The sequence below is a fragment of the Burkholderia sp. MSMB1835 genome (assembly GCF_001526365.1).
In the GTDB taxonomy this organism is placed as follows: domain Bacteria; phylum Pseudomonadota; class Gammaproteobacteria; order Burkholderiales; family Burkholderiaceae; genus Burkholderia.
On sequence record NZ_LOYP01000059.1, the window covers coordinates 409,120 to 429,591 of the forward strand.

At 66.2% G+C, this 20,472-nt stretch carries 18 protein-coding genes; 5 read left to right on the top strand and 13 right to left on the bottom strand.

What is annotated here, in order from left to right; all coding sequences use genetic code 11:
- Window positions 1-3 precede the first annotated feature (3 nt).
- The gene (locus tag WS96_RS31200) at window positions 4-1,251 is read right to left on the bottom strand and encodes a cyclic nucleotide-binding domain-containing protein (RefSeq protein ID WP_059837728.1); all 1,248 of its coding nucleotides are present in this window, start codon (window positions 1,249-1,251) and stop codon (window positions 4-6) included.
- 241 nt (window positions 1,252-1,492) lie between these two features.
- A complete protein-coding gene (locus WS96_RS31205) occupies window positions 1,493-2,155 on the bottom strand; it encodes a glutathione S-transferase family protein (protein WP_059823983.1) in 663 nt (220 codons plus the stop codon).
- Window positions 2,156-2,441: 286 nt separating this feature from the next.
- Here WS96_RS31205 and WS96_RS31210 point away from each other — a divergent pair, with 286 nt between their 5' ends.
- Window positions 2,442-3,797, top strand: a complete 1,356-nt coding sequence (locus WS96_RS31210) for a polyhydroxyalkanoate depolymerase (protein ID WP_059837730.1) — start codon at window positions 2,442-2,444, stop codon at window positions 3,795-3,797.
- A 105-nt stretch (window positions 3,798-3,902) separates the two neighbouring features.
- Here WS96_RS31210 and WS96_RS31215 read toward each other — a convergent pair whose 3' ends face one another.
- The 8 genes from WS96_RS31215 to WS96_RS31245 form a co-directional block, all read right to left on the bottom strand.
- Window positions 3,903-4,364, bottom strand: a complete 462-nt coding sequence (locus WS96_RS31215; RefSeq protein WP_059837732.1) for a DUF3761 domain-containing protein — start codon at window positions 4,362-4,364, stop codon at window positions 3,903-3,905.
- 62 nt (window positions 4,365-4,426) lie between these two features.
- Window positions 4,427-4,564, bottom strand: a complete 138-nt coding sequence (locus WS96_RS34195) for an HHHH-motif protein (protein ID WP_175883728.1) — start codon at window positions 4,562-4,564, stop codon at window positions 4,427-4,429.
- 290 nt (window positions 4,565-4,854) lie between these two features.
- Complete coding sequence (locus tag WS96_RS31220; RefSeq protein ID WP_059837734.1) at window positions 4,855-5,289, bottom strand: cupin domain-containing protein; 435 nt, start codon at window positions 5,287-5,289, stop codon at window positions 4,855-4,857.
- 79 nt (window positions 5,290-5,368) lie between these two features.
- A complete protein-coding gene (locus WS96_RS31225; RefSeq protein WP_059837736.1) occupies window positions 5,369-6,364 on the bottom strand; it encodes an ABC transporter permease in 996 nt (331 codons plus the stop codon).
- Window position 6,365: 1 nt separating this feature from the next.
- Window positions 6,366-7,343, bottom strand: a complete 978-nt coding sequence (locus WS96_RS31230; RefSeq protein WP_082720404.1) for an ABC transporter permease — start codon at window positions 7,341-7,343, stop codon at window positions 6,366-6,368.
- Between the two features lie 33 nt (window positions 7,344-7,376).
- On the bottom strand, window positions 7,377-8,933 hold the full coding sequence (locus WS96_RS31235; RefSeq protein ID WP_059837738.1) for a sugar ABC transporter ATP-binding protein: 1,557 nt from the start codon (window positions 8,931-8,933) through the stop codon (window positions 7,377-7,379).
- Window positions 8,934-8,999: 66 nt separating this feature from the next.
- Window positions 9,000-10,028, bottom strand: a complete 1,029-nt coding sequence (locus WS96_RS31240; RefSeq protein WP_080681277.1) for an ABC transporter substrate-binding protein — start codon at window positions 10,026-10,028, stop codon at window positions 9,000-9,002.
- Window positions 10,029-10,161: 133 nt separating this feature from the next.
- The gene (locus tag WS96_RS31245) at window positions 10,162-11,079 is read right to left on the bottom strand and encodes an aldose 1-epimerase (RefSeq protein WP_059837740.1); all 918 of its coding nucleotides are present in this window, start codon (window positions 11,077-11,079) and stop codon (window positions 10,162-10,164) included.
- A 314-nt stretch (window positions 11,080-11,393) separates the two neighbouring features.
- Between WS96_RS31245 and WS96_RS31250 the strand changes: the two genes are divergently transcribed.
- Window positions 11,394-12,434 (top strand): LacI family DNA-binding transcriptional regulator, encoded by a 1,041-nt coding sequence (locus tag WS96_RS31250; RefSeq protein ID WP_034205356.1) that lies wholly within the window; start codon window positions 11,394-11,396, stop codon window positions 12,432-12,434.
- Window positions 12,435-12,815: 381 nt separating this feature from the next.
- Window positions 12,816-15,134 (top strand): PA14 domain-containing protein, encoded by a 2,319-nt coding sequence (locus WS96_RS31255; RefSeq protein WP_059837742.1) that lies wholly within the window; start codon window positions 12,816-12,818, stop codon window positions 15,132-15,134.
- A gap of 149 nt (window positions 15,135-15,283) precedes the next feature.
- Here WS96_RS31255 and WS96_RS31260 read toward each other — a convergent pair whose 3' ends face one another.
- Complete coding sequence (locus tag WS96_RS31260; RefSeq protein ID WP_257128087.1) at window positions 15,284-16,183, bottom strand: glycine betaine ABC transporter substrate-binding protein; 900 nt, start codon at window positions 16,181-16,183, stop codon at window positions 15,284-15,286.
- Window positions 16,184-16,433: 250 nt separating this feature from the next.
- Entirely contained in the window at window positions 16,434-17,351 is a 918-nt protein-coding gene (locus WS96_RS31265; protein ID WP_059837747.1) for a LysR substrate-binding domain-containing protein, read from the bottom strand.
- Window positions 17,352-17,569: 218 nt separating this feature from the next.
- Between WS96_RS31265 and WS96_RS31270 the strand changes: the two genes are divergently transcribed.
- Together WS96_RS31270 and WS96_RS31275 are read left to right on the top strand one after the other, a co-directional pair.
- A complete protein-coding gene (locus WS96_RS31270) occupies window positions 17,570-18,358 on the top strand; it encodes a HalD/BesD family halogenase (protein WP_218920994.1) in 789 nt (262 codons plus the stop codon).
- A 75-nt stretch (window positions 18,359-18,433) separates the two neighbouring features.
- Window positions 18,434-19,660, top strand: a complete 1,227-nt coding sequence (locus WS96_RS31275) for a M24 family metallopeptidase (RefSeq protein WP_059837751.1) — start codon at window positions 18,434-18,436, stop codon at window positions 19,658-19,660.
- Window positions 19,661-19,703: 43 nt separating this feature from the next.
- On the opposite strand, the gene WS96_RS31280 is transcribed toward WS96_RS31275, so the two are convergent.
- A complete protein-coding gene (locus WS96_RS31280) occupies window positions 19,704-20,471 on the bottom strand; it encodes an ABC transporter ATP-binding protein (RefSeq protein WP_059837753.1) in 768 nt (255 codons plus the stop codon).
- Window position 20,472 lies beyond the last annotated feature (1 nt).

Sequence of the window (20,472 nt, forward strand, 5' to 3'; positions counted from 1 at the left end):
GTATCAAGCGTCCGACGATGACGTCGACGCGACGGACGTCGCACCCGCCACCGGCGCCTTCGCCGCGCGTACGGCTTCCAGCACGCGCTGTTCGATCTCGTCGATCTCGACCGGATCGAGCTTGAGTTCGCGGCGCATCACCCACGACACCTCGTTGCGTCGTGCCTCGGTCATCACGGAAAACAGCTTGTCGGCCACCGCGCGATCGTCGAGGTTCGCGATCAGCTTCGCGAGATCGTAGGTATCGAACGCGCTGATCACGTCGAACAGCGTGCGCTGATCGATCCACACGAGATCTTCGAGCGCACGCACGTCGCCGCCGCGGCGCGCGTTGCGGCGCGAGAAATACGCGACGCCCTTTTGTTCGACGTAGCTGAGCACCTTCGATTTGCGGAACGCGAACACTTCGTCGGCGATCTCGCCGTTCGACAGCTTGTTGAGCAGCAGCGTCTTGTCGACGCCGATCAGCGATTCGAGATCGGCGAGTTCGATGAGTTCGAGTTCGCTGTTGATCGACAGGTCGAGATCGTGATCGGCGACCTGCTGCGCGCGGTCGATCACGCGTGCGGCGTCGAACGTGACGACCTGGCGCGCATCCGACGACGCCGCATAGTCGGTCGCGCCGCCACCGTCGGCTTGCGCGGCTTCGATCGTGACGAGGTTGAGCTTCTCCATGCGCCGCAGCATCGCAAGCACGTGCGGCCGCGAATGGCCGGCGATCGCGCGGCATTTGCGGATCACGTCGGCGAGCGGCACGGACGTCTCGGCCGCATGCGCCTGCATCGGCCGGCGCGCCCACGTGTCGCCGGCTTCGCGCGCGTCGGCGCCGGCCATCAGCGACAGCACGTGCGCATACGACAGCACGCCCGGCATGAAATCCGCATGGGTGTAGGTCGCAAGCTGGTCGTCCTTGCGCTTCACGCGGCGAATCATCGTTCGCACGATATGGCGCAGCAGCGCGGACACGCGCTCGATCTCTTCATCGAGCATGCCGGCGGGCACGACCGTGAGCTGGCAGAACGAAAGCGCCTTCGCGGTATGCGCGCGCGGTTCGGCGGCGAGCAGCGCCGATTCGCCGAAGAACTCGCCGCGGCCGAGCGTCGCGACGATCACGCGCTTGTCGTCGCAGCGCGTGGACAGCTCGACCTTGCCGTCGGTAATCAGGAAGATGACGGGCTCGCCCGCGAAGCCCTCCGAGTAAATGATTTCTCCGGGCGCCGCGGTACGCGTCCACGATTGCTGACGATTCAAGTCGATTCCCCTGCTGCGCTGGTTGTTGCGGACTGCGCGTCGCAAGTCTGAAGCGTGCGATCGCGAGTCGTCCCCGTGACTCGTTTACGTCATCGAGCGCAACATCCTTTAGGGCATTCGTCCTCGTTCCGAACCGAAATCAAGGTAAAACGTTTGCGGATAGCGCAGGCGCATCGATCGTTCGTTTCGCCCATTGCGCGTGTAGCGAAATTGAAAGCCCGCCGCGGCCGCCCGCGTCGGGTCAGAACTCCATGTCGAGTTCGTCGATGTCTTCGTGCTCGGCCTTCGCCGCGTCGATCCACTCGGCGACGAACGGATGCGCGAGCACGCGCATGCAGTACTCGGCGACGTCCGGTTCGAGCTTCACGTCGTAGGTCAGGAAGCGCGTGACGACCGGCGCGTACATCGCATCGGCGATGCCGATCTCCGCACCGAACAGCCAGGGGCCGCCGTATTCGGCGAGGCACTCGCGCCAGATCGTCACGATCCGCTCGATGTCGTGCTGCGCGCGCGACCAGATCCGGAAGCCGGGGAAATGCCCGCGCAGGTTCATCGGCAGCGCGGATCGCAATGCGCTGAAGCCGGAATGCATCTCGCCGCAGATCGACCGGCAATGCGCGCGTGCATGCCGGTCGCCGGGCAGCAGCCGCGCCTGCGGCCGGATCTCGTTCAGGTATTCGGCGATCGCGAGCGTGTCCCACACCGCATTGCCGTCGTGCGTCAGGCACGGCACGAGGATCGACGGCGACAGCAGCAGCAGCTCCGCGCGCGACGTGGCGTCGATCGGCACGCTGATCGTCTCGAACGCGAGCCCGCTCAGTTTCGCGAGCAGCCAGCCGCGCATCGACCACGACGAGTAATTGCGGCTGCTGATGGTCAGCGTCGTCCGTGCGTTGGATTCCATGTCGCTCCCCTGCTGAATGTCGTTCGTACCCCTGCACCGTAAACGGACACGCCGCATGATCGGCCGCACCACGTCTGTGCGGTCCGTTCGCCGAACCGGCGCAACGTCGCACGGCATCGCGGCACGTGTCGCACGCCCGGCCGGCAAGGCAGCGCGTCACCTTCCCCTCCGCCATCACGTCCCGCGCGTGCCGCCGCGCTCCCGAACCGCTGCAACGGGCGTGCCAGCGTCACGCTGGCATACGGCTTGCCTCGTTCCCTGTAATGCGGCGTCACGAGCGACGGTCATGAACCTGCTTGCCTATCCGTTTTATCAATGGTCTGCGGAATGCCTGCGCCCGGCGCGTGCATGGGCAGCCGCCACGCGCGCGACGATGTCGCTGTGGCCGCCGGCGACGTCGACACCGACGGGCCGCATGGTCGACGCGCTGTGCGAACTGCTCGAATGCTGCGCGTTCTCGCACCGGCGTCCGCCGTTCGGGATCGCGTCGGTCGTCGTCGACGGCGAAACGGTGCCGATCGTCGAAGAAGCGGCGACAACGACGCCGTTCGCGACGCTGCTGCATTTCCGCAAGGCTCGGCCGGTCGCGCGCCAGCCGCGCGTGCTGATCGTCGCGCCGATGTCCGGGCACTTCGCGACGCTGCTGCGCGGCACGGTGCGCACGATGCTGGCCGACCACGACGTATACATCACCGACTGGCACAACCCGCGCGACATCCCGCTGGCGGCCGGGCGCTTCGGTTTCGACGAGTACGTGATGCACGTCATCGACTTCATCCGCCACATCGGCCCGGACGCGCACGTGCTGGCGATCTGCCAGCCGACCGTCGCGTCGCTGGCGGCCGTTGCGCTGATGGCGGCCGGCGGCGATCCCGCGCAACCGGCGAGCCTGACGCTGATGGCCGGCCCGATCGACTGCCGCGTGAATCCGACGAAGGTCAACGCGCTCGCGACGAGCCAGCCGATCGAATGGTTCGCGCGCAACCTGATCAGCGTGGTGCCGACGGGTTTCGTCGGCGCGCAGCGGTGCGTGTATCCGGGTTTCGTGCAGGTCGGCGCGTTCATGTCGATGAACCCGGACCGGCATGCGGCGTCGTTCGCCGATCTGTACTACGAACGCGCGAAAGGCGACCCCGCGAAAGCCGATACGTTGCGGCACTTCTACGACGAATATTTCGCGACGGCGGACCTCACCGCGGAGTTCTATCTGGAAACGGTCGAGAAGGTGTTCCAGCAGTACGCGCTCGCGCGCGGCGAATTGACGGTCGACGACCGGCTCGTCGAACCGGCGGCGATTCATCGCACCGCGCTGTTGACGATCGAAGGCGAGAAGGACGACATCTGCGCCGTGGGCCAGACGGTGGCCGCGCAGGAACTGTGTTCGGGATTGCCGTCGTACCTGAAGACGCACCATGTACAGACGGGCGTGGGGCACTACGGCGTGTTCAACGGCAGCCGATGGGAAACGCAGATCTATCCGATCGTGCGGGCGACGATCCACGACAACGAGCCGTACGATCGCACCGCGGATGACGAAGGCGACACGAGCGACGCGCACTACGTCACGCTGCGCGCGCTGCTCGATGCACGGGCATCCGCGGTCGACGCGGCGGCCGAAACGCAATCGGATCACGCGCACTGAACGCGGCTGGCGCCACAGTGAATCGCCCCGCCGGAGCGGCGGGGCGATGTTTGCTTCAGCACGGACGGTGCACGAGCGAAACCGCTCGCGCGCTGGGCCTGCTCGTTACGAGCAAGCCTTGCCGTGCGACGCGTGGTAGCCCTTCGCCTTTGCGTCGGCTTCCGACATGTAGCTACCGTGCTTCGTCTTGCCGTAGTACTTGTCGGTCGAGCAGTGATAGACCTTCGTGCTGTCGTTCGCCCACACCTTGCCCGCGCCGCCGCCCGGCGCCGCGGCCGTCGTGGCCGCGCTCTTCGTCGGCGCTGCGCCCGATGCCGGCGCAGCGGAAGCCGCCGTTGCCGGCGCCGCGGCCGGTGCGCTCGCCGCGGCAGCGGCCGATGCGCCGTACCACGTCTTCACGCCCTTGTGGCCCGCGCATGCGCCCTTCTTCGATGCGCCCGAGTAGAACGAGCCGTCCTTGCACAGCCCGGTCGTGCCGGCCGGCGCGCTGGCCGGAACCTGCGCGAACGCACCGATCGACACACCCATGCCGGCGACCAGCGCGGCGATCAACATCGTTTTTTTCATGGTCCTCTCCTGATTTGCCTGAATGATGAAAACGTCCGGGGCATCCCCGGGAACAGCGACGGTTACCGCACCCAGCGGCACACGCGGTGGTGGTGATGATCGAAATGGCACACGCGGTGCGAATGCGCTTCGGCCAGTGCCGGCGCGAGCACGGCGCAAGCCAGTGCGGTGGCCGTCAGGATCTTCGCGATGCGGTTCATGGTGACACTCTCCCGGATAGGTCAGCCGGAAATCCGGCCGTACCTCCTTAACGCGGGGCGTCGACACGCCGTGCACCGCAGCTGCGTGCAATTGACTATCTTTGACATCGCATCGCCTGTCGACACGCGAAGCTGACGAACGTCTTTCTTTTCTTTCTGGTTCTTCAGCTTCTCGATCGTTTGGAATTCGAAGGAATGTGTCGAAGCGGAAAGCAGTTTTCGAAGGTCAGCGGAAGAATAAAAACCGCCCGAATGCAGGCGGTTCGTCGAAAACGCACCTCACCGGCAAGCTACGCACCGGTTTCGCCCCACGGCGTCGGCTCGGGCACCGCGCACGGGCCGTCGACGTCGATCGATTTGAAGTCGGCAGGCCCGACGATCTCCAGGTATTCCATGTCCGGCGAGTAGTCGAACAGGTAGTGGACGATCCCCGGCGCCTGATGCACGCAGTCGCCGGCCGCCACCAGCGTTTCCCGTTCGCCGTACATGAAGCGCGCCCAGCCCTTCAGCATGATCACGATATGGAATTCGGCCTCGTGACGGTGCCAGCCGGTGCCCGCCGCCGGTGCATGATTGGCCCTGACGAGTTGCGCGACGACCTTGCCGTTCGTCGCGGCGGCGATGCCGAGATCGCGGTACAGGAAGAAGTCGCGCAGGCCTTCGCCTCGATAGGCGGTGTCCTGCGGCTTCACGTGGGAAAAAGCGGTGGGGGTCGGCGTGCTCATCGCGGTGCTCCTTCATCGAAAGGATGACGCGACACAAGCATTTAGCGTTCCAGTTTGCGGCGGCACGACATCGTGCGCGTCACCGCTTGCGCCGCTTGCCGGTCAGCAGCGTCTGCGCGATCACCGCGAGCAGCAGGAACGCACCGCTCGCGAGGTTCTGGTAGTACGGGCTCAGCGTGCCGACCTGGTTGATCACGTTCTCGATCACGCCGAGCAGCAGCACGCCCGCGAGCGGACCGAACAGCGTGCCGACGCCGCCCGTCAGCAGCACGCCGCCGATCACCGCGGCCGCGATCGATTGCAGCTCGTAGCTGTTGCCCGCGCCCGGCAGCCCCGAATCGAGCCGCGACGCGAGCAGCGCACCGGCCAGCCCCGCCAGCGCGCCGCTCAACCCGTACGTGACGACCTTGAGCCCTTCGACGTTCACGCCGAGCATGCGCGCGGCCTCCTCGTTGCCGCCGATCGCGAACACGCCCGCGCCGTAGCGCGTGTGATTCAGCACGAACGCGGCGACGAGATACGCGACGAGCACGATCCACACGAGATTGCCGATGCCGAACAGCGAGCCGTTCGCGATCGTCGCGAAAAAGCCGGGGTTCGCGATCAGCATGTCCTGGCTCGCGAGCACGAGCGACAGCCCTTTCAACCCGAGCAGCGCGGCGAGCGTGACGATGAACGGCGCCATCCGCGCGCGTGCGATCAGCCAGCCGTTCACGAGCCCGACGATCAGACCGACGCCAACGGGCGCGGCCAGCGCGGCGCCCCAGCCATACGGCGCCGCATACGCGGCGATCACGGTGCCGAGCCCGACGAGCGAACCGACCGACAGGTCGAACCCGCCGAGGATGATCACGAAGCTCTGCCCGATCGTGATCAGCGCGACGAACGCGGCGGCCGCGACGATGTCGAGCAGGTTCGGCGCGCTCAGGAAATGCGGAAACACGCGGCCGGCGATCAGGCACACGAGCACGAGGATCGCGATCGCGCCGCGCGCCTGCACGAGCCGGACGAACTGCGCGCGGCGCGCGCGGCCGGCATCGTGCGCGGTGGGCGGGGAAATCGGCGCGGTCGACATGTCAGGCTCCCGAACGTTGCAGGTACAACGCGCCGAGGATGAACGCGGCCTTCAGGATCTGCGCATACGTGTAGCTGATGTTGTTCATGATGAAGCTCGCATCGAGCAATTGCAGCAGCAGCACGCCGAACACGGTGCCGACGATCGACACGCGCCCGCCGGACAGCGGCGTGCCGCCGATCACCGACGCGGCGATCGCATCGAGTTCGAAGTTCACGCCGACATAGTTCGGATCGCCCGCGCCGAGCCGCGCGGTGGCGAACAGGCCGGCCAGCCCGGCCAATGCACCGCTTGCCGCGTAGACCGCCAGCAGCGTGCGCCGCACGGGCACGCCGGCGAGATGCGCGGCATCGCGGCTCGTGCCGACGAGTATCGTGTAGCGCCCGAAGGTCGTGTTGCGCACGACGAAGAACACGATGGCCGCGCACGCGAGCGCGATCAGCATCACGACCGGCAGCCCGAAGCACGTGCCGATACCGACGAAATCGAACGCATCGGACGGCGGCAGGCTCACGCGCGAGCCGCCGAGCAGCGCCTGCGCCAGCCCGCGCGCGGCGACCAGCAATGCCAGCCCGGAAATCAGCGGATCGATGCCGAGCCGCGCGACGAGCCCGCCGTTGAACAGGCCGGCCGCGAGGCCGATCGCAATCGCCGCCGCGAACGCCGCGCCGGTGCCGTACGGCAAACATAGGGCGATGATCGCGCTGGAGAGCGCCATCACCGAGCCGACCGACAGGTCGATCCCGCGCGTGGCGATCGCGAGGTTCTGCCCGAGTGCGATCAGCACGATCGGCGCGGCCTGGAACAGCAGACTGCGCGCGGCCAGCGGATTCGAGAACCCGGGCGTGACGATCAGGTTGAAGACGGCGAGCGCGACGAACGCGAGATACACGCTGTGCTCGCGTGCCTGCGCGAACAGCGAGCGGCGCGACGTGCGGCGGGTCTGGTCCGGTTCGCTCATCAGGTTGGCAAGATTCACGCTGTCCTCATCCTCGGGTCGATGTGCGGTGCGTTACGTCTGGTTCGCGAGCAACGCGGTCACGTCGTCGGGGCTCGCGCCGCGCGTCGGCAGTTCGCCGCTCGTCGCGCCTTCGTGCAGGATCACGAGCCGATCGGCCAGTTCGAGCAGCTCTTCCATCTCCGACGACGTCGCGACGACCGCGAGCCCGTCGTCGGCGAGCCGTTTGACGAGATCGTGCACTTCCGCCTTCGCGCCCACGTCGATGCCGCGCGTCGGATCGTCGAGCAGCAGCACCGACGGCTCGGTCGACAGGCAACGCGCGATCAGCGCCTTCTGCTGGTTGCCGCCGGACAGCGTCGAGATCGGCGCGCCCGCATGCGACGTCTTGATGCCCAGCTCGCGGATGTAGCGCTCGACGAGCGCCTCCTGCTTGCGCACGGAAATGAAGCCGAAGCGGGCGATGCGCGGCAGCACGCACACGACGATGTTCTCGCGCACCGACAGCTTCGAGAAAATCCCTTCCGAGCGGCGATCCTCGGACAGGAACGCGAGCCCCGCGCGAATCGCCCGCGCCGGGTCGGCACCGTCGAGCGCGTGGCCGCCGACGCGCACCGCGCCGCCGTCCGGCTGCTGCGCGCCGAACACGGCCTTGAACGTCTCGGTGCGGCCCGCGCCGAGCAAGCCCGCGAGCCCGACGATCTCCTTCGGCGCGACGCTGAACGACACGTCGCGCAGACGCGTGCCCCAGCGCAGCCCGTCGACGGCGAGCGCCGGCTCGTGCGTCGTGTCGGCGGCGGCCGCCTCCGCCTGTTCGCGCGGGCCGTGCGCGCCGACTTCGCGGCCGAGCATCGCCGAAATCAGCGCCATGCGCGGCAGCCGGTCGGGCGTATCGCTGCGCACCACCGCGCCGTCGCGCAGCACGGTCAGCCGGTCGCACATCCGGTAGCACTCGGACAGGCGATGGCTGACCAGCACGATCGCGATGCCGGTTGCGCGCAACTGCTCGACGACGCCGAACAGCACCTCCACTTCCGCGCCGCTCAATGCGGAAGTCGGCTCGTCGAGAATCAGCACGCGCGCGCCGAGCGACACGCCGCGCGCGATCGATACCATCTGCTGCTGGCCGAGCCCGAGCGCGCCGACCTTGTCGGCCGGGTCGACGTCGAGCCCGTAACGCTCGACGATCTCGCGGGTGCGCACGCGCATCTCGCGGCGATCGATCCACGGGCCGAAGCGGCGCGGCTCGTGGCCGAGGAAGATGTTCTCGGCCACGCTGCGTTCCGGAATCAGATTGATTTCCTGATAGACCGCGCAGATGCCCGCGCGCTGCGCGGCACGCGGGCTGTCGAACGACACGGGCACGCCGTCGACGCGGATCTCGCCCGCATCGGGCTGGTGAAAGCCGGTGAGGATCTTGATCAGCGTCGACTTGCCGGCGCCGTTCTCGCCCATCAGCCCGTGCACCTCGCCCGCGCGCAGCGACAGCGACACGTCGGTCAGCGCACGCACGACGCCGAACGTCTTGCCGATGCCGCGCGTCTCGAGCACGACGGGTTTGCCGTCGGCGCCGGTGCCGGCGTCGGGTTCGGCGGGAAGCGTTGCGTCCATCGCGCGCCTCGCGTTCGCGGTTGAGCGGTTGAGCGGGTGAGCCGTTGCCGATCGTTTGCCGGCCGATCAGTAGACGAGGTTCGCTTCGAGCGAATGCTTCGCGTTCGCCTTGTCGTACAGCGCGTCTTCCATGATCTGCTTCTGCGCGACCGGCTTGCCGGCGAACCACGCTTCGAGCGACTTGAACGCGAGCGGCCCGAAGCGCGGATTCGTCTCGACGCTCGCGGCGGCCGAGCCGTTCGCGATCGCGGTGACGAAATCCTTGGTGCCGTCGATCGACACGACCGTCACGCCGCGCTGCTTGCCGGCCTGCCGCAACGCGGTCATCGCGCCGAGCGCCATCGTGTCGGCCTGCGCGTAGACGGCGTTCACGTCCGGATGCGCGAGCAGCACCTGCTCCATCACCTTCTGCGCTTCGGTGGCCGACCAGTTCGCGGTCTGCGACGCGACGATCTTCATGTTCGGGAATTTCTTCAGGCCGTCGGCGAAGCCGTCGGTGCGCTGGCTCTCGACGGTATTGCCGTAGCCGCCCTGGATCTCGGCGATCGTGGCCTTGCCGCCCGTCGCATCGGCGAGCGCCTGCGCGGCGCGCTGCCCTTGCCGGAAGAAGTCGGAACCGAGGAACGTGATGAAATCCTGGCACGGCGTGCCGGCCGTCTGGCGGTCGATCGTCACGACCGGAATGCCCTTCGCGCGCGCCTGCGCGAGCGCGGGCTGCAGGCCGGTCGAATCGTTCGGCGCGACGATCAGCGCCTGCGCGCCCTGGTTGATCATGCTTTCGATATCGGCGACCTGCTTCGCCTGGTTCGCGTTCGCATTCGTATACAGCAGCCGCTTGACGCCCGCCGCCTTCGCAGCGGCGCGCACCGACGCGGTTTCGGTCGCGCGGAACGGGTTCTGTTCGTTCTCCGATTGCGAGAAGCCGACCACGAGATCGGTCAGCTTCACGCTGCCCGGCTTCGGATTCGTGCAGGTCTGCGCGGAGCTGGCGCCGACCTTCTGCGCATTGTCCTGCGCATGCGCGATCGCGACGCATCCGAGCGTCACACCCATCGTCACCACGATACGTTGCAGCTTTGCACGGCTCGGCATCATCGTCTCCAAGTGTTGTGATGTCGTGATCGGCCCGCGCCCCGTCGCACACCGGCGGCAGCGGCATCACGAATTAATATTATTACTCGATATTATCGCCTGCCCGACTCGGGATAATCCCGTACCGCCGAACCCGTCAGGCGGAGCCCGGCGTCCACCGCAACGTCGCCTGCAGCGACTCGCCCGGCGCCAGCACGCAGCCGCCGACGAGCGACGCGGGTTCCGTCGCATTGAAGCTGTCCGTCGTGTTCGTGACGGGCTCGACGCACAGCGCGTCGGCGCCCGCCGGGGCGTACACGACGAGCTGATCGAACGGCCGCTCGGCCTGCAGCACGACCTGCCGGCCGCGCTCCGGCCAGATCACCGCGGCTTCGCGCGACCAGCCGACGAAATTGTTGTCGAGCTCGAACGCATCGACCGGCATCCCGTTGCGCAGCGCGGCGACGGCCGGATGATCGCCGACGTGGGTGGGCAGCACGTCGGCGTCGGCGTGCCACATCGCGTCGACGTGCGCCTTCACGACGGTGTGCGGCGTGCGCAGGTAATACGGGTGATGGCCCATGCCGAACGGCATCGGCTGCGCGCCGAGGTTGCGCGCGGACAGCGTGATCGACAGCACGGGGCCGTCCAGCCGGATCGACTGGCGCGCCTCGTAATGGAACGGCCAGTCGCCCGCGCGGCCCGCGTCGGGGCGATGCTCGAAGCGCAGGTCGACCTGCGTGTCGTCGCGCCGCTCGACCTGCCATGGACGCAGCCAGCCGTGCCCGTGCAGCGCATGACGATACGCGTCGTCCGGGCCGGACAGGTCGATCGTGCGGCCGCCGAATTCGAACTTCGCGTCGCGGATCCGGTTGCAGTAAGGAAACAGCGGAAAGCTCGCGAAGCGCAGCGGGTCGCCGCTCGCGAGCGCCGCGTCGGAGGTCGGGCGGAACCAGTGCTGCGGGCCGTCCGGCGCGTCGTCGTAGTACGCGGCGATCGATCCGCCTGCCTGCGGCGCGACGCGTACGCGGGTCGACCCGCTGGCGAGTTCGATCAGGTCGGTGTGGCGGGGCATTCCCATCGGCATCGATCATCCCGGGATGAAGCTGACGACCCCGCCGGCCGGCGTGCAGCATTCGGCCGCGGGCATGTGCGGCCAAGGATGGCACGGCGCCGCGTGCGTGGTCAATAATATTTGTTGATATTATTATCCGGACATCCACGCATCCGGCGCAGCCCGCGTAAAGCTTGATTGCCGGCCCGAATGGCCGATGTTACCGTCGTGTCGAATTGATCCGACCCGCTGTTCATCAACGATCTTATTTGCCCATCCTGCCGAGGCCGGACCGCGCTCCTACCGTGAAACGCTCTACTCAACGTCGCCCCACGATGACCGACATCGCCAAGCTTGCCGGCGTGTCGCAATCCACCGTCTCCCTCGTGCTGAACAACGCGGCGGGCACGAAATTCTCGGACGCCACGCGCGAAAAAGTGCTGAAGATCGCGCACGAGCTCGGCTACCGCTTCCTGCCGCGCGAAGTGACGATGACGCACAGCGGCGAGCGCGACCTGATCGTCTATCTCGCCGACGAAATCTCGACGAGCCCGCACCCGGTCGTCAACATCGACGGCGCGCGCGACGCGGCCTACGCGAACGGCAAGCTGCTCGCCGTGTACTCGACCCACGGCAACGTCGACATCGAACGTCAGGTGCTCGAGTCGGTGCTCGCGATGCCGAACCTGCTGGGCGTCGTCTACGCGACCGTCTACACGCGCAAGGTCGCGCTGCCGGCCGAGCTGCTGCGCGTGCCGGCCGTGCTGCTCAACTGCTATACGACGGACAGCGGGCTGTCGTCGATCGTGCCGGCCGAAGTCGCGGGCGGCCACGCGGCGACCGAATACCTGCTGCGCGCGGGCCACCGGCGCATCGGCTACGTCAACGGCGAACCGTGGCAGGACGCCGCGAAGGATCGCCTGAAAGGCTATCGCACCGCGCTCGCCACGGCCGACATCCCGTTCGCGCCGGAACTCGTGCGCGACGGCGACTGGGGCTCCGACACCGGCTTCGAGCAGACGCTGTCGCTGCTGCGCGAACCGCACCCGCCCACCGCGATCTTCTGCGCGAACGACCTGATGGCGATCGGCGCGATCGAGGCCGTCAAGCATCTCGGGATGCGCGTGCCCGACGACATTTCGGTGCTCGGCTACGACGACCAGGAAATCGCGCGGCACACGCACCCGCCGCTGTCGACGATCGTCTTGCCGAACTACGAACTGGGCCGCTGGGCGGTCGAGATCCTGCTGCAGGAAGAACAGAACCGTGCGGTCGGGATGCCCGTGCGCCGCCGCGCGATCAAGCTCGACGGGCCGCTGGTCGAGCGCGGGTCGGTGCGGACCGTCGAGACGGCCGCGCAATCGGCGAGCGCGTAAGCGCGTCCCAGCCTCCTTCCTTCCCGGACACCACACGACGCGGTGCGGCGCATTCGCCGCCCGCGCGTGTTCGCGCGACCGTCGCCGCCCTGTTCGCCCCCGTTGCCGTACATTCGAGGGTAAACACCATCACTAAATTATTAGTAATATTTTCCAGGCATTTCTATACTTGCACCGGCATCGGGCAGAACCCCGCGCCACGACACGGCAACACGACGAGACGGTAACCGGAAGCGACTGCGCGCGAACCCGCCGCGCAGCCCGCTCCGTGCCGTCCGCACATCACACGCACACCGTGCCGCGACGCTCGTCGTCCGGGCACCGCTTCATCCGCATCGAGTCACCAGTCGTCCGCTTCTCCTCATTGATCCGGAGTCCAGAATGACTATCACGTCTCGTCTCAAGCCCGCCGCGCTCGCGGTCGTCGTATTGCTCGCCTCGTGCGGCGGCGATGATTCGTCCGCCCCGTCGGCGTCGGCGCTCGCCGCGCGTGCGTCCGTCGATGCCGCAGCCAGCGACGGTGCCGCCACGGCCAACGCCGCCGCATCCGGCGATTTCATGAACATGGGCCACGGCGGCCCGTCGCGTTTCCCGAACCAGCTCGTCACGCTCGGCCTGCCGGGGCCGACGCCCGCGCTGCGCGTGTCGTCGCGCGGCGTGCCGCCGTATGCGCCGCCGGCGCCGCCCGTCGCGACCGACACGCAAACGCTGACGCTCGCCGATTTCGATACGTACGGCCCGGCCTGGACGAGCGGCGGCACGAACACGATCCGGATCGACGGCACGAGCACGGACGGCGCGAAGCTCGTCACCAACGCGCAACATCCGGCGTACGGCCACGCGTCGTACGAAGCGGACGTGACGATCGGCGCGCCGGCGCCGGGTGCGAATACCGCCAATGCGGGCTTCATCGTGCACGTGACGAACCCGTCGGTCGGCACCGATGCACTGACGGGCTACTACATCGGGCTCGACGCGGTGCGCCACGTGGTGCAGGTCGGCCGCGAACAGAACAACTGGACCGACTTCATCGATTACCCCGCACCCGCGGTCGTGCCGGGCAGCACGCACCACCTGAAGGTCGTCACGCGCAACAACGCGATCGACGTGTTCGTCGACGGCACGCAGGTGATCAGCATCAACGACGCGACGAGCGGCCTGACCACCGCGCTGCGCGCGGGCGCGTTCGGGCTGCGCCGCTTCGGCGCGAGCGTCGCGTTCAGCAACGTGACCGTGAGCCGCTATCCGGACGTCGCGCCGAAAACGTACGATTTCTCGCGCGTGGTGGGCGCCGTGTACAACCCGTGGAATGCCGTCAACGCGATCGATTTCTGGCAGAACTACGATCCGGCGATCGTCGATCGCGAGCTCGACTACGCGCAGACCTACGGGATGAACACGATCACCGTGTACCTGCACTACCTGAACTGGGTCAACGATCGCGACGCGTTCCTCGCGAAATTCGACAGCCTGCTCGAGATCGCCGCGCGCCACGGGCTGAAGGTCGCGCCGATCTTCTACGACGATTGCTGGCACGTCGATCCCGCGTACGGCCCGCAGCCGGCGCCGATCTTCGGCGTGCACAACAGCCGCTGGGTGCAATCGCCCGGGCAGTCGGTCGAGCAGCAGTACCTGCAGCCGATCGCGGCGGGCGCGTCGACCACGTACAAGCAGGACCTGCAGCGCTACATCGCCGATTTCGTGTCCGCGCACCGCAACGACCCGCGCATCCTGTACTGGGAACCGATGAACGAGCCCGGCTGCAGCGGCAACGGCGCGCTGCAGCCGACGCGCGCGTGGATGATGAACGACGCGCGCATCGCGATCCTGAATGCGGGCGCGACGCAGCCGATCAATTCGCCGAACGTGCAGGAGCCGGAAGGCGATTACTTCTCCGACTTCCATGCGTTCCACCCGTACGCGATCAATGCGACGACGCCCGACTACTCGCTGCCGCCGAGCCTGCTCGACAGCCTGAACTCGGAAACGCTGCAGCGCGGCTGGCCGGGCGGCCAGGCAGGCCAGACGATGGCCGGCATCGCGTCCACCTACGGCGGCAAGACGGGCTTCCTGGTATGGGAGCTGATGATCGGTCGCACGAACACCCGTTTCCACTGGGGGCAGACGGCGTCCGCCCCTGCCACCGTCGAGCCGGCGACGCCGTTCCAGGGCACGCTCTACCCCGACGGCCACCCGTGGAGCACGGCCGAGGTGCAGGCGCTCGCCAGCGCGTTCAGCTCGCGGCTGCGCGTGCTGAACGCGACGTACTACAACGACACGACGTTCACCACGCCGGTGTTCTCGTCGATCACGCCGCTGGTCGATTTCGACCTGAACACCGAGCGCGGCACCGATTCGCCCGATGCGTCGAAGGGGATGAATGCGACGAACTATGCGATCCGCTGGACCGGTGCGCTCGACATTCCGAAGGCTGACAACTACACGTTCAGCGTGACGAGCGACAACGTCGCGCGCGTGTGGATCGACGGCCGCCAGGTGATCGACAAGGAACAGCCGGGGCTCGCGACCGCGAAGGGCCGCATCCACCTGTCGCCAAAGCGGAACGTGCCGATCCGCGTCGAGTACGTGCATGCAAGCGGGCCGGCCAGCATGCATCTGCAATGGTCGAGCCCGAGTGCGGGCCGCGACAATCTCGTGCGTGTCGCGCAGCGGCCGTTGACGGACGCGCTCGCGCAATAGCAGGCGCCGGTTGCATCAGCTCGTGCGTCGCCCGTGACGCCTGTACGGCTTCACGGGCGAGGTGCCGCAACCCGCACGCGCGCTCGGAGAGGGTTTCAAAAGGCCCGAATACCTTTGGGCATACGGAGCAATCTTCATGAAACCGTCTGTCAGCGTAGCCATTCGCTCACCCGGGTGCGATTCGACGCGATCCATCGCGCGACACCCTTCTGCGGATCCGATTCACCGGCGGCACGGATATCGTTCATCAGCGACCCGAGTGTCTGGTCGTCCATCTTCCATGCGCCGAGCCAGCGCGCGACATCCGGACGCGTATGACCGAAACCGGCCTTCGTGATCGCATAGATCGCATCGGGTTGACCGAATACCTGCTTCGGGTCTTTCAGGTAGTGCATCGGATACTTCGCCCACACCCAGTGCGGATTCCACAGCGTGACGACGATCGGCTGGCGACGCTTTTGCGCGCGCTCCAGCGCGAGTAACATTGCAGCCTCCGACGACGGCAGCACGGTTGCGTCGAGCGCATACGCGCTGCGCGCCTCGCCCGTCAGTTTCATCAAGCCACTGCCAGGCTCGATACCGAAAATCGTCGGCTTGCCGTCGTGGCTGAACGCTGCTGCATGTGCGTTCAACTGATCGATGCTGTCGATCTCGACGTAATCGGGCACCGCGAGGCCGAGCTGGGCGCGGGGAAACCACGGACCGATCTTCTCGACGCGCGATTTGATCGCGTCGTACGGCGGGCCATCCGCAGACGGCAGCCAGACTTCGAACGTCAGATCGAGCTTGCCCTGCGCGACGCCGTTATAGATGATCGCCTTGTCGCCGGACTGCAGCGTGACGTCGTAGCCTTTTTCCGCAAGGAGCGCCTTCCACAGATTCGCGACCGCGATATTCTCGGCCCAGTTGTTCACTCCGATCGCAATCGTTCCATTGCCAGCGGCGTGCGCCGACGCTGAAATCGATAGCGCGACGACAAGCATGAGCCGCCCCAGTACCGGGCGTCGCATGGCGACAATGAGCAAGCGGGCAAGCAACGACAGGATCATGATAAGGGCTCCTATGGGATGGAGAAGGAACTTGGGCGGGGCATCGGGCGGCCGCTGGAACCGGCGGGCACGATCGCGCGGGCATCGGCATTCGCGGCAACGGTCATCCGTTCGCTTGCCGATATAGTTATTGCGCCAATTTCCTTTTGACAGCGAGGAATTCCGATAGGGACCATCGGAGAGGCCGAATGATCGCGTCGTTGCGTCTGGCCCGGCTCACCGAAGGCTGCCGGATGCGATGCGTAATCGTTCAGGCGGGCGACGATGCGCTCGCCGCGCGGCGGCGTTCCTCGACCATCGTCTCGATCAGCAGGGCCAGATCGTCGGCGGCCGGATTGCAAGTGCCGGGGGAACGGAGCAGCTCGAGATCCGCGGGCGGCAGCGCCGGCAAGCCGTCTTCCATGCCCAGCACGCGCCAGTTCGCGGGCAGCGTGCAGCGGTCGATGATCGTCACCGCCGCACCGTGATTGACGGCGACCTTGATACCGGTCGGGCTCTGGCTCGTGTAGATCACGTGATACGGCCGCCCGAGTGCCGCCAGTGCCGCGAGTCCGCGCTGACGGTAGCAGCAGGTTTCCGGAAACAGCGCGAGCGGCACGGACGCGCCATCCGGTAACACGAAATCGCGATGCGCGGCCCACACCACGTCCTCGCGGCCGAGATGACGACCGCCGCTTTGGGCGTTGTGCCTGATGACCAGTGCCAGGTCGAGTTCGCCCGCCTGCAGGCGCTCGATCAGCTCCAGCGACATTCGGCAATCGATATGCGGACGCGCATCGGGCCGTAGCCGATAGAACTTTCCGAGCAGATCGGGCAACCAGAGCTCCGCGTAATCCTCGGGCAAGCCGAAGCGAATCACGCCATGACCGCCCGTGCGTTTCAGTGCGGCGATCGCTTCGTTCTGCACCTGAATGATGCGACGCGCATGAATCAGGAAATTTTCCCCGTCTCTCGACAATGCCAGACGGCGACTGTCGCGCAAAAACAGGTGCGTTTCCAGCCGCTCTTCGAGCGTTCGGATGCGCAGGCTGATCGTCGATTGCGTGCGGTGCATCTGCCGGGCAGCCGCGGTCACGCCGCCGCTGTCGACCACCGTGATGAACGCACGCACGAGTTCTCCGTCGAGCGAGCTGAGTTGAGACCAATCGGGTTCGCTGATATCAGTCATCGAAATTACTCGTTTTGCAAGGGAATTTGTCGATCGAATCATGGGCGCATCGATAGGCCGATTGTTGTCGAAAACAATTCAGGCCACAAACGCCTCATCCCTCGAAACTGGAGCCAACCGTGCAAGCAAGCCCGCCTCTCGCCGACGCAGAATGTACCGATCTGAGCGATATCGTCGATACCGACCGCTATCCGTTGCATGAACCCGGGCACGCCCGCATGCGCGACCTGGTCGCAACTTGCCGGGCCCAGCTGACCCGCAGCGGCAGCGCGGTACTGAGCGGCTTCCTGCGCCCCGCCGCACTGGAACAGGCGCGCGTCGAAGGGCTCGGCTTCGCGAAAAAAACCTATTTCTCGCGCCGCAAGGTCAATGCGTATTTCACCGCCGACGATCCGTCGCTGCCCGCCGCGGACCCGCGTCGTATCTTCATGGATCGCACGAGCGGCTTCGTCACGCGCGACGTGATTCCGGCCGATGCAATCGTTCACCGGATCTACGTGGCGCGTGCGATGAAGCAATTCGTCGCCGCGTGCCTCGGCGAAACGCAGATCTGGGAATACGCGGACCCGTACGCCGGGCTGGTTCAGAACGTCATGCCGCCCGGCACCGAGCAGCCGTGGCACTACGACACCAACGAATTCATCGTGTCGATGATGACGCAGCAGCCCACGGCAGGCGGCGATTTCGAGTACTGCCCGAACATCCGGTCGCCCGAAGGCGAAAACTACGATGCGGTCGGCGCCGTGGTGCGCGGAGAGACGCGCACGCCGATCAGCGTGATTACGCTGCAGCCGGGGGATCTGCAACTGTTCAAGGGGCGTTTCTCGCTGCACCGCGTGACCCAGGTACGCGGCGACATCGATCGCCACACGACGATCTTCGCCTATTCGAAAAAGCCCGGCGTGATCGGCCGACTCGAGCGCACCCGCCAGCTGTACGGCCGCGTATCGGAAATGCACCTGGAAGCCGAACAGACGCTGGTCCGCGCGGACAACCTGGTCGACTGACAATGTGTGTTCGCGGTGGGTCAACCCATCCCACTATTTCGTTGTACTGATACCCATAACGTTCCCCTTACCATCATGACGATGCTTCGACCGACTCACCGCCCGGAAGATTGCGAGCCAACCGCCGACGAAATCGCCCAGATCCAGCGCGACCGGCTTGCCTCTGTTCGGCGGGAACTGAAGAAACGCGACCTGACTGCCGCGATCCTGTTCGACCCCACTCACATGCGATATGCAACCGGTTCGCGCAACATGCAGGTGTATTCGATGCGTAATCCCGCACGCTATCTATTCGTGCCGGCCGAGGGAAAGGTGGTGCTGTTCGAATACGCAGGGTGCGAATTCCTGGCCGACGGACTCGATATCGTGGACGAAGTCCGGCCGGCCACCGCGATTTCATACTATTTTTGTGACGACATGCTGCGTCAGACCACCGAGCGCTGGGCGGACGAGATCGATGATCTGGTTCGCGCATGCGGCGGCGGCAAGCGGATCGCGATCGAAAGCGCGACATCGGCGGCCGCATTTGCGTTGCAAGCGCGCGGCTACGCGCTTTCGGACGCCCAGGAACCGCTCGAACGCGCCCGTGCAATCAAGGTGAAGAATGAGATCAAGATGATCCGTGCGTCGCTGCGCGCGGCGGAAGCGGGTGTGCACAAGCTCGAAGCCGCCCTCGTGCCCGGCATCAGCGAGAACGAGCTGTGGTCGCACCTGCATCAGCATGTGATCGAGACCGACGGCGACTACGTCGAAACCCGCCTGATAAGCTCGGGCCCGCGCACGAATCCATGGTTCCAGGAAAGCAGCCCCCGCAAGATCCAGGCGGGAGAGCTGGTCGGGCTCGACACCGACGTGGTGGGACGCTTCGGCTACTACGCGGATTTCTCCCGCACTTTTCTATGTGGCGACGGCCCCGCGTCCACCGCGCAAAAGACGCTATACCGCCTCGCCTATGAGCAGATTCACACGAACATGGAAAACGTAAAGGCCGGCACCACGTTCCAGGAATTCATCGCGAAGGCGTGGCAGATTCCGCAACCGTACCGCGCACGCCGCTATTTCGCGCTGGCCCACGGCGTCGGGATGACGGGCGAATACCCGTACATCTGCCATCGCGAGGACAACGATGCAAAGGGCTATGACGGCGTGATCGAACCCGGCATGACGCTATGCATCGAGAGCTACATCGGCCATGAGGACGGCGGCGAGGGCGTGAAGCTCGAGGAACAGGTGTACGTGCGCGACGACGGTCAGCTCGAACTGCTGTCCGACTACCCGTTCGAGCGCCGTCTGCTCGCCTGAACGCCGCGCAAGACCGGTCTCACGGGGCGTTTGAAACCGTCTCTTACTTCAACCGCCCCGACAGAAACTGCCCGAGCCGCTCGCTCTGCGGGTTCACGAGAATCTGTTGCGGATCGCCTTCTTCCTCGATCCGCCCCTGATGCAGGAAGATCACGTGATTCGACACGTTGCGCGCGAAACCCATCTCGTGCGTGACGACGACCATCGTGCGGCCTTCCTCGGCGAGCTTCTGCATCACCTTCAACACTTCGCCGACCAATTCCGGGTCGAGCGCCGAGGTCGGCTCGTCGAACAGCATCACTTCCGGCTCCATCGCCAGTGCCCGCGCAATCGCGACACGCTGCTGCTGGCCGCCCGACAGGTGCGACGGATACATGCCCTCGACGCGCGGCGCGAGGCCGACCTTCTCCAGATACTTGCGCGCCCGCGCGATCGCCTCGTCCTTGCCGACGCCGAGCACGGCCATCGGCGCTTCGATCACGTTCTCGAGCACCGTCATGTGCGCCCACAGGTTGAAGTGCTGGAACACCATCGCGAGCTTCGTGCGCATCCGCTGCAGCTGCTTCTGGTCGGCCACGCGCAGCGAACCGTTGCGGTCGCGCGTGGTCTGGATCGGCTCGCTGCCGATCGTGATCTGCCCCGAGCACGGCTGTTCGAGAAAGTTGATGCAGCGCAGGAACGTGCTCTTGCCGGAGCCGCTCGAGCCGATGATGCTGATCACGTCGCCGGCCTTCGCCTTCATCGACACGCCCTTCAACACCTCGTTGTCGCCGAACTTCTTGTGCAGGTTGTCAACGGTAAGCTTGTACATG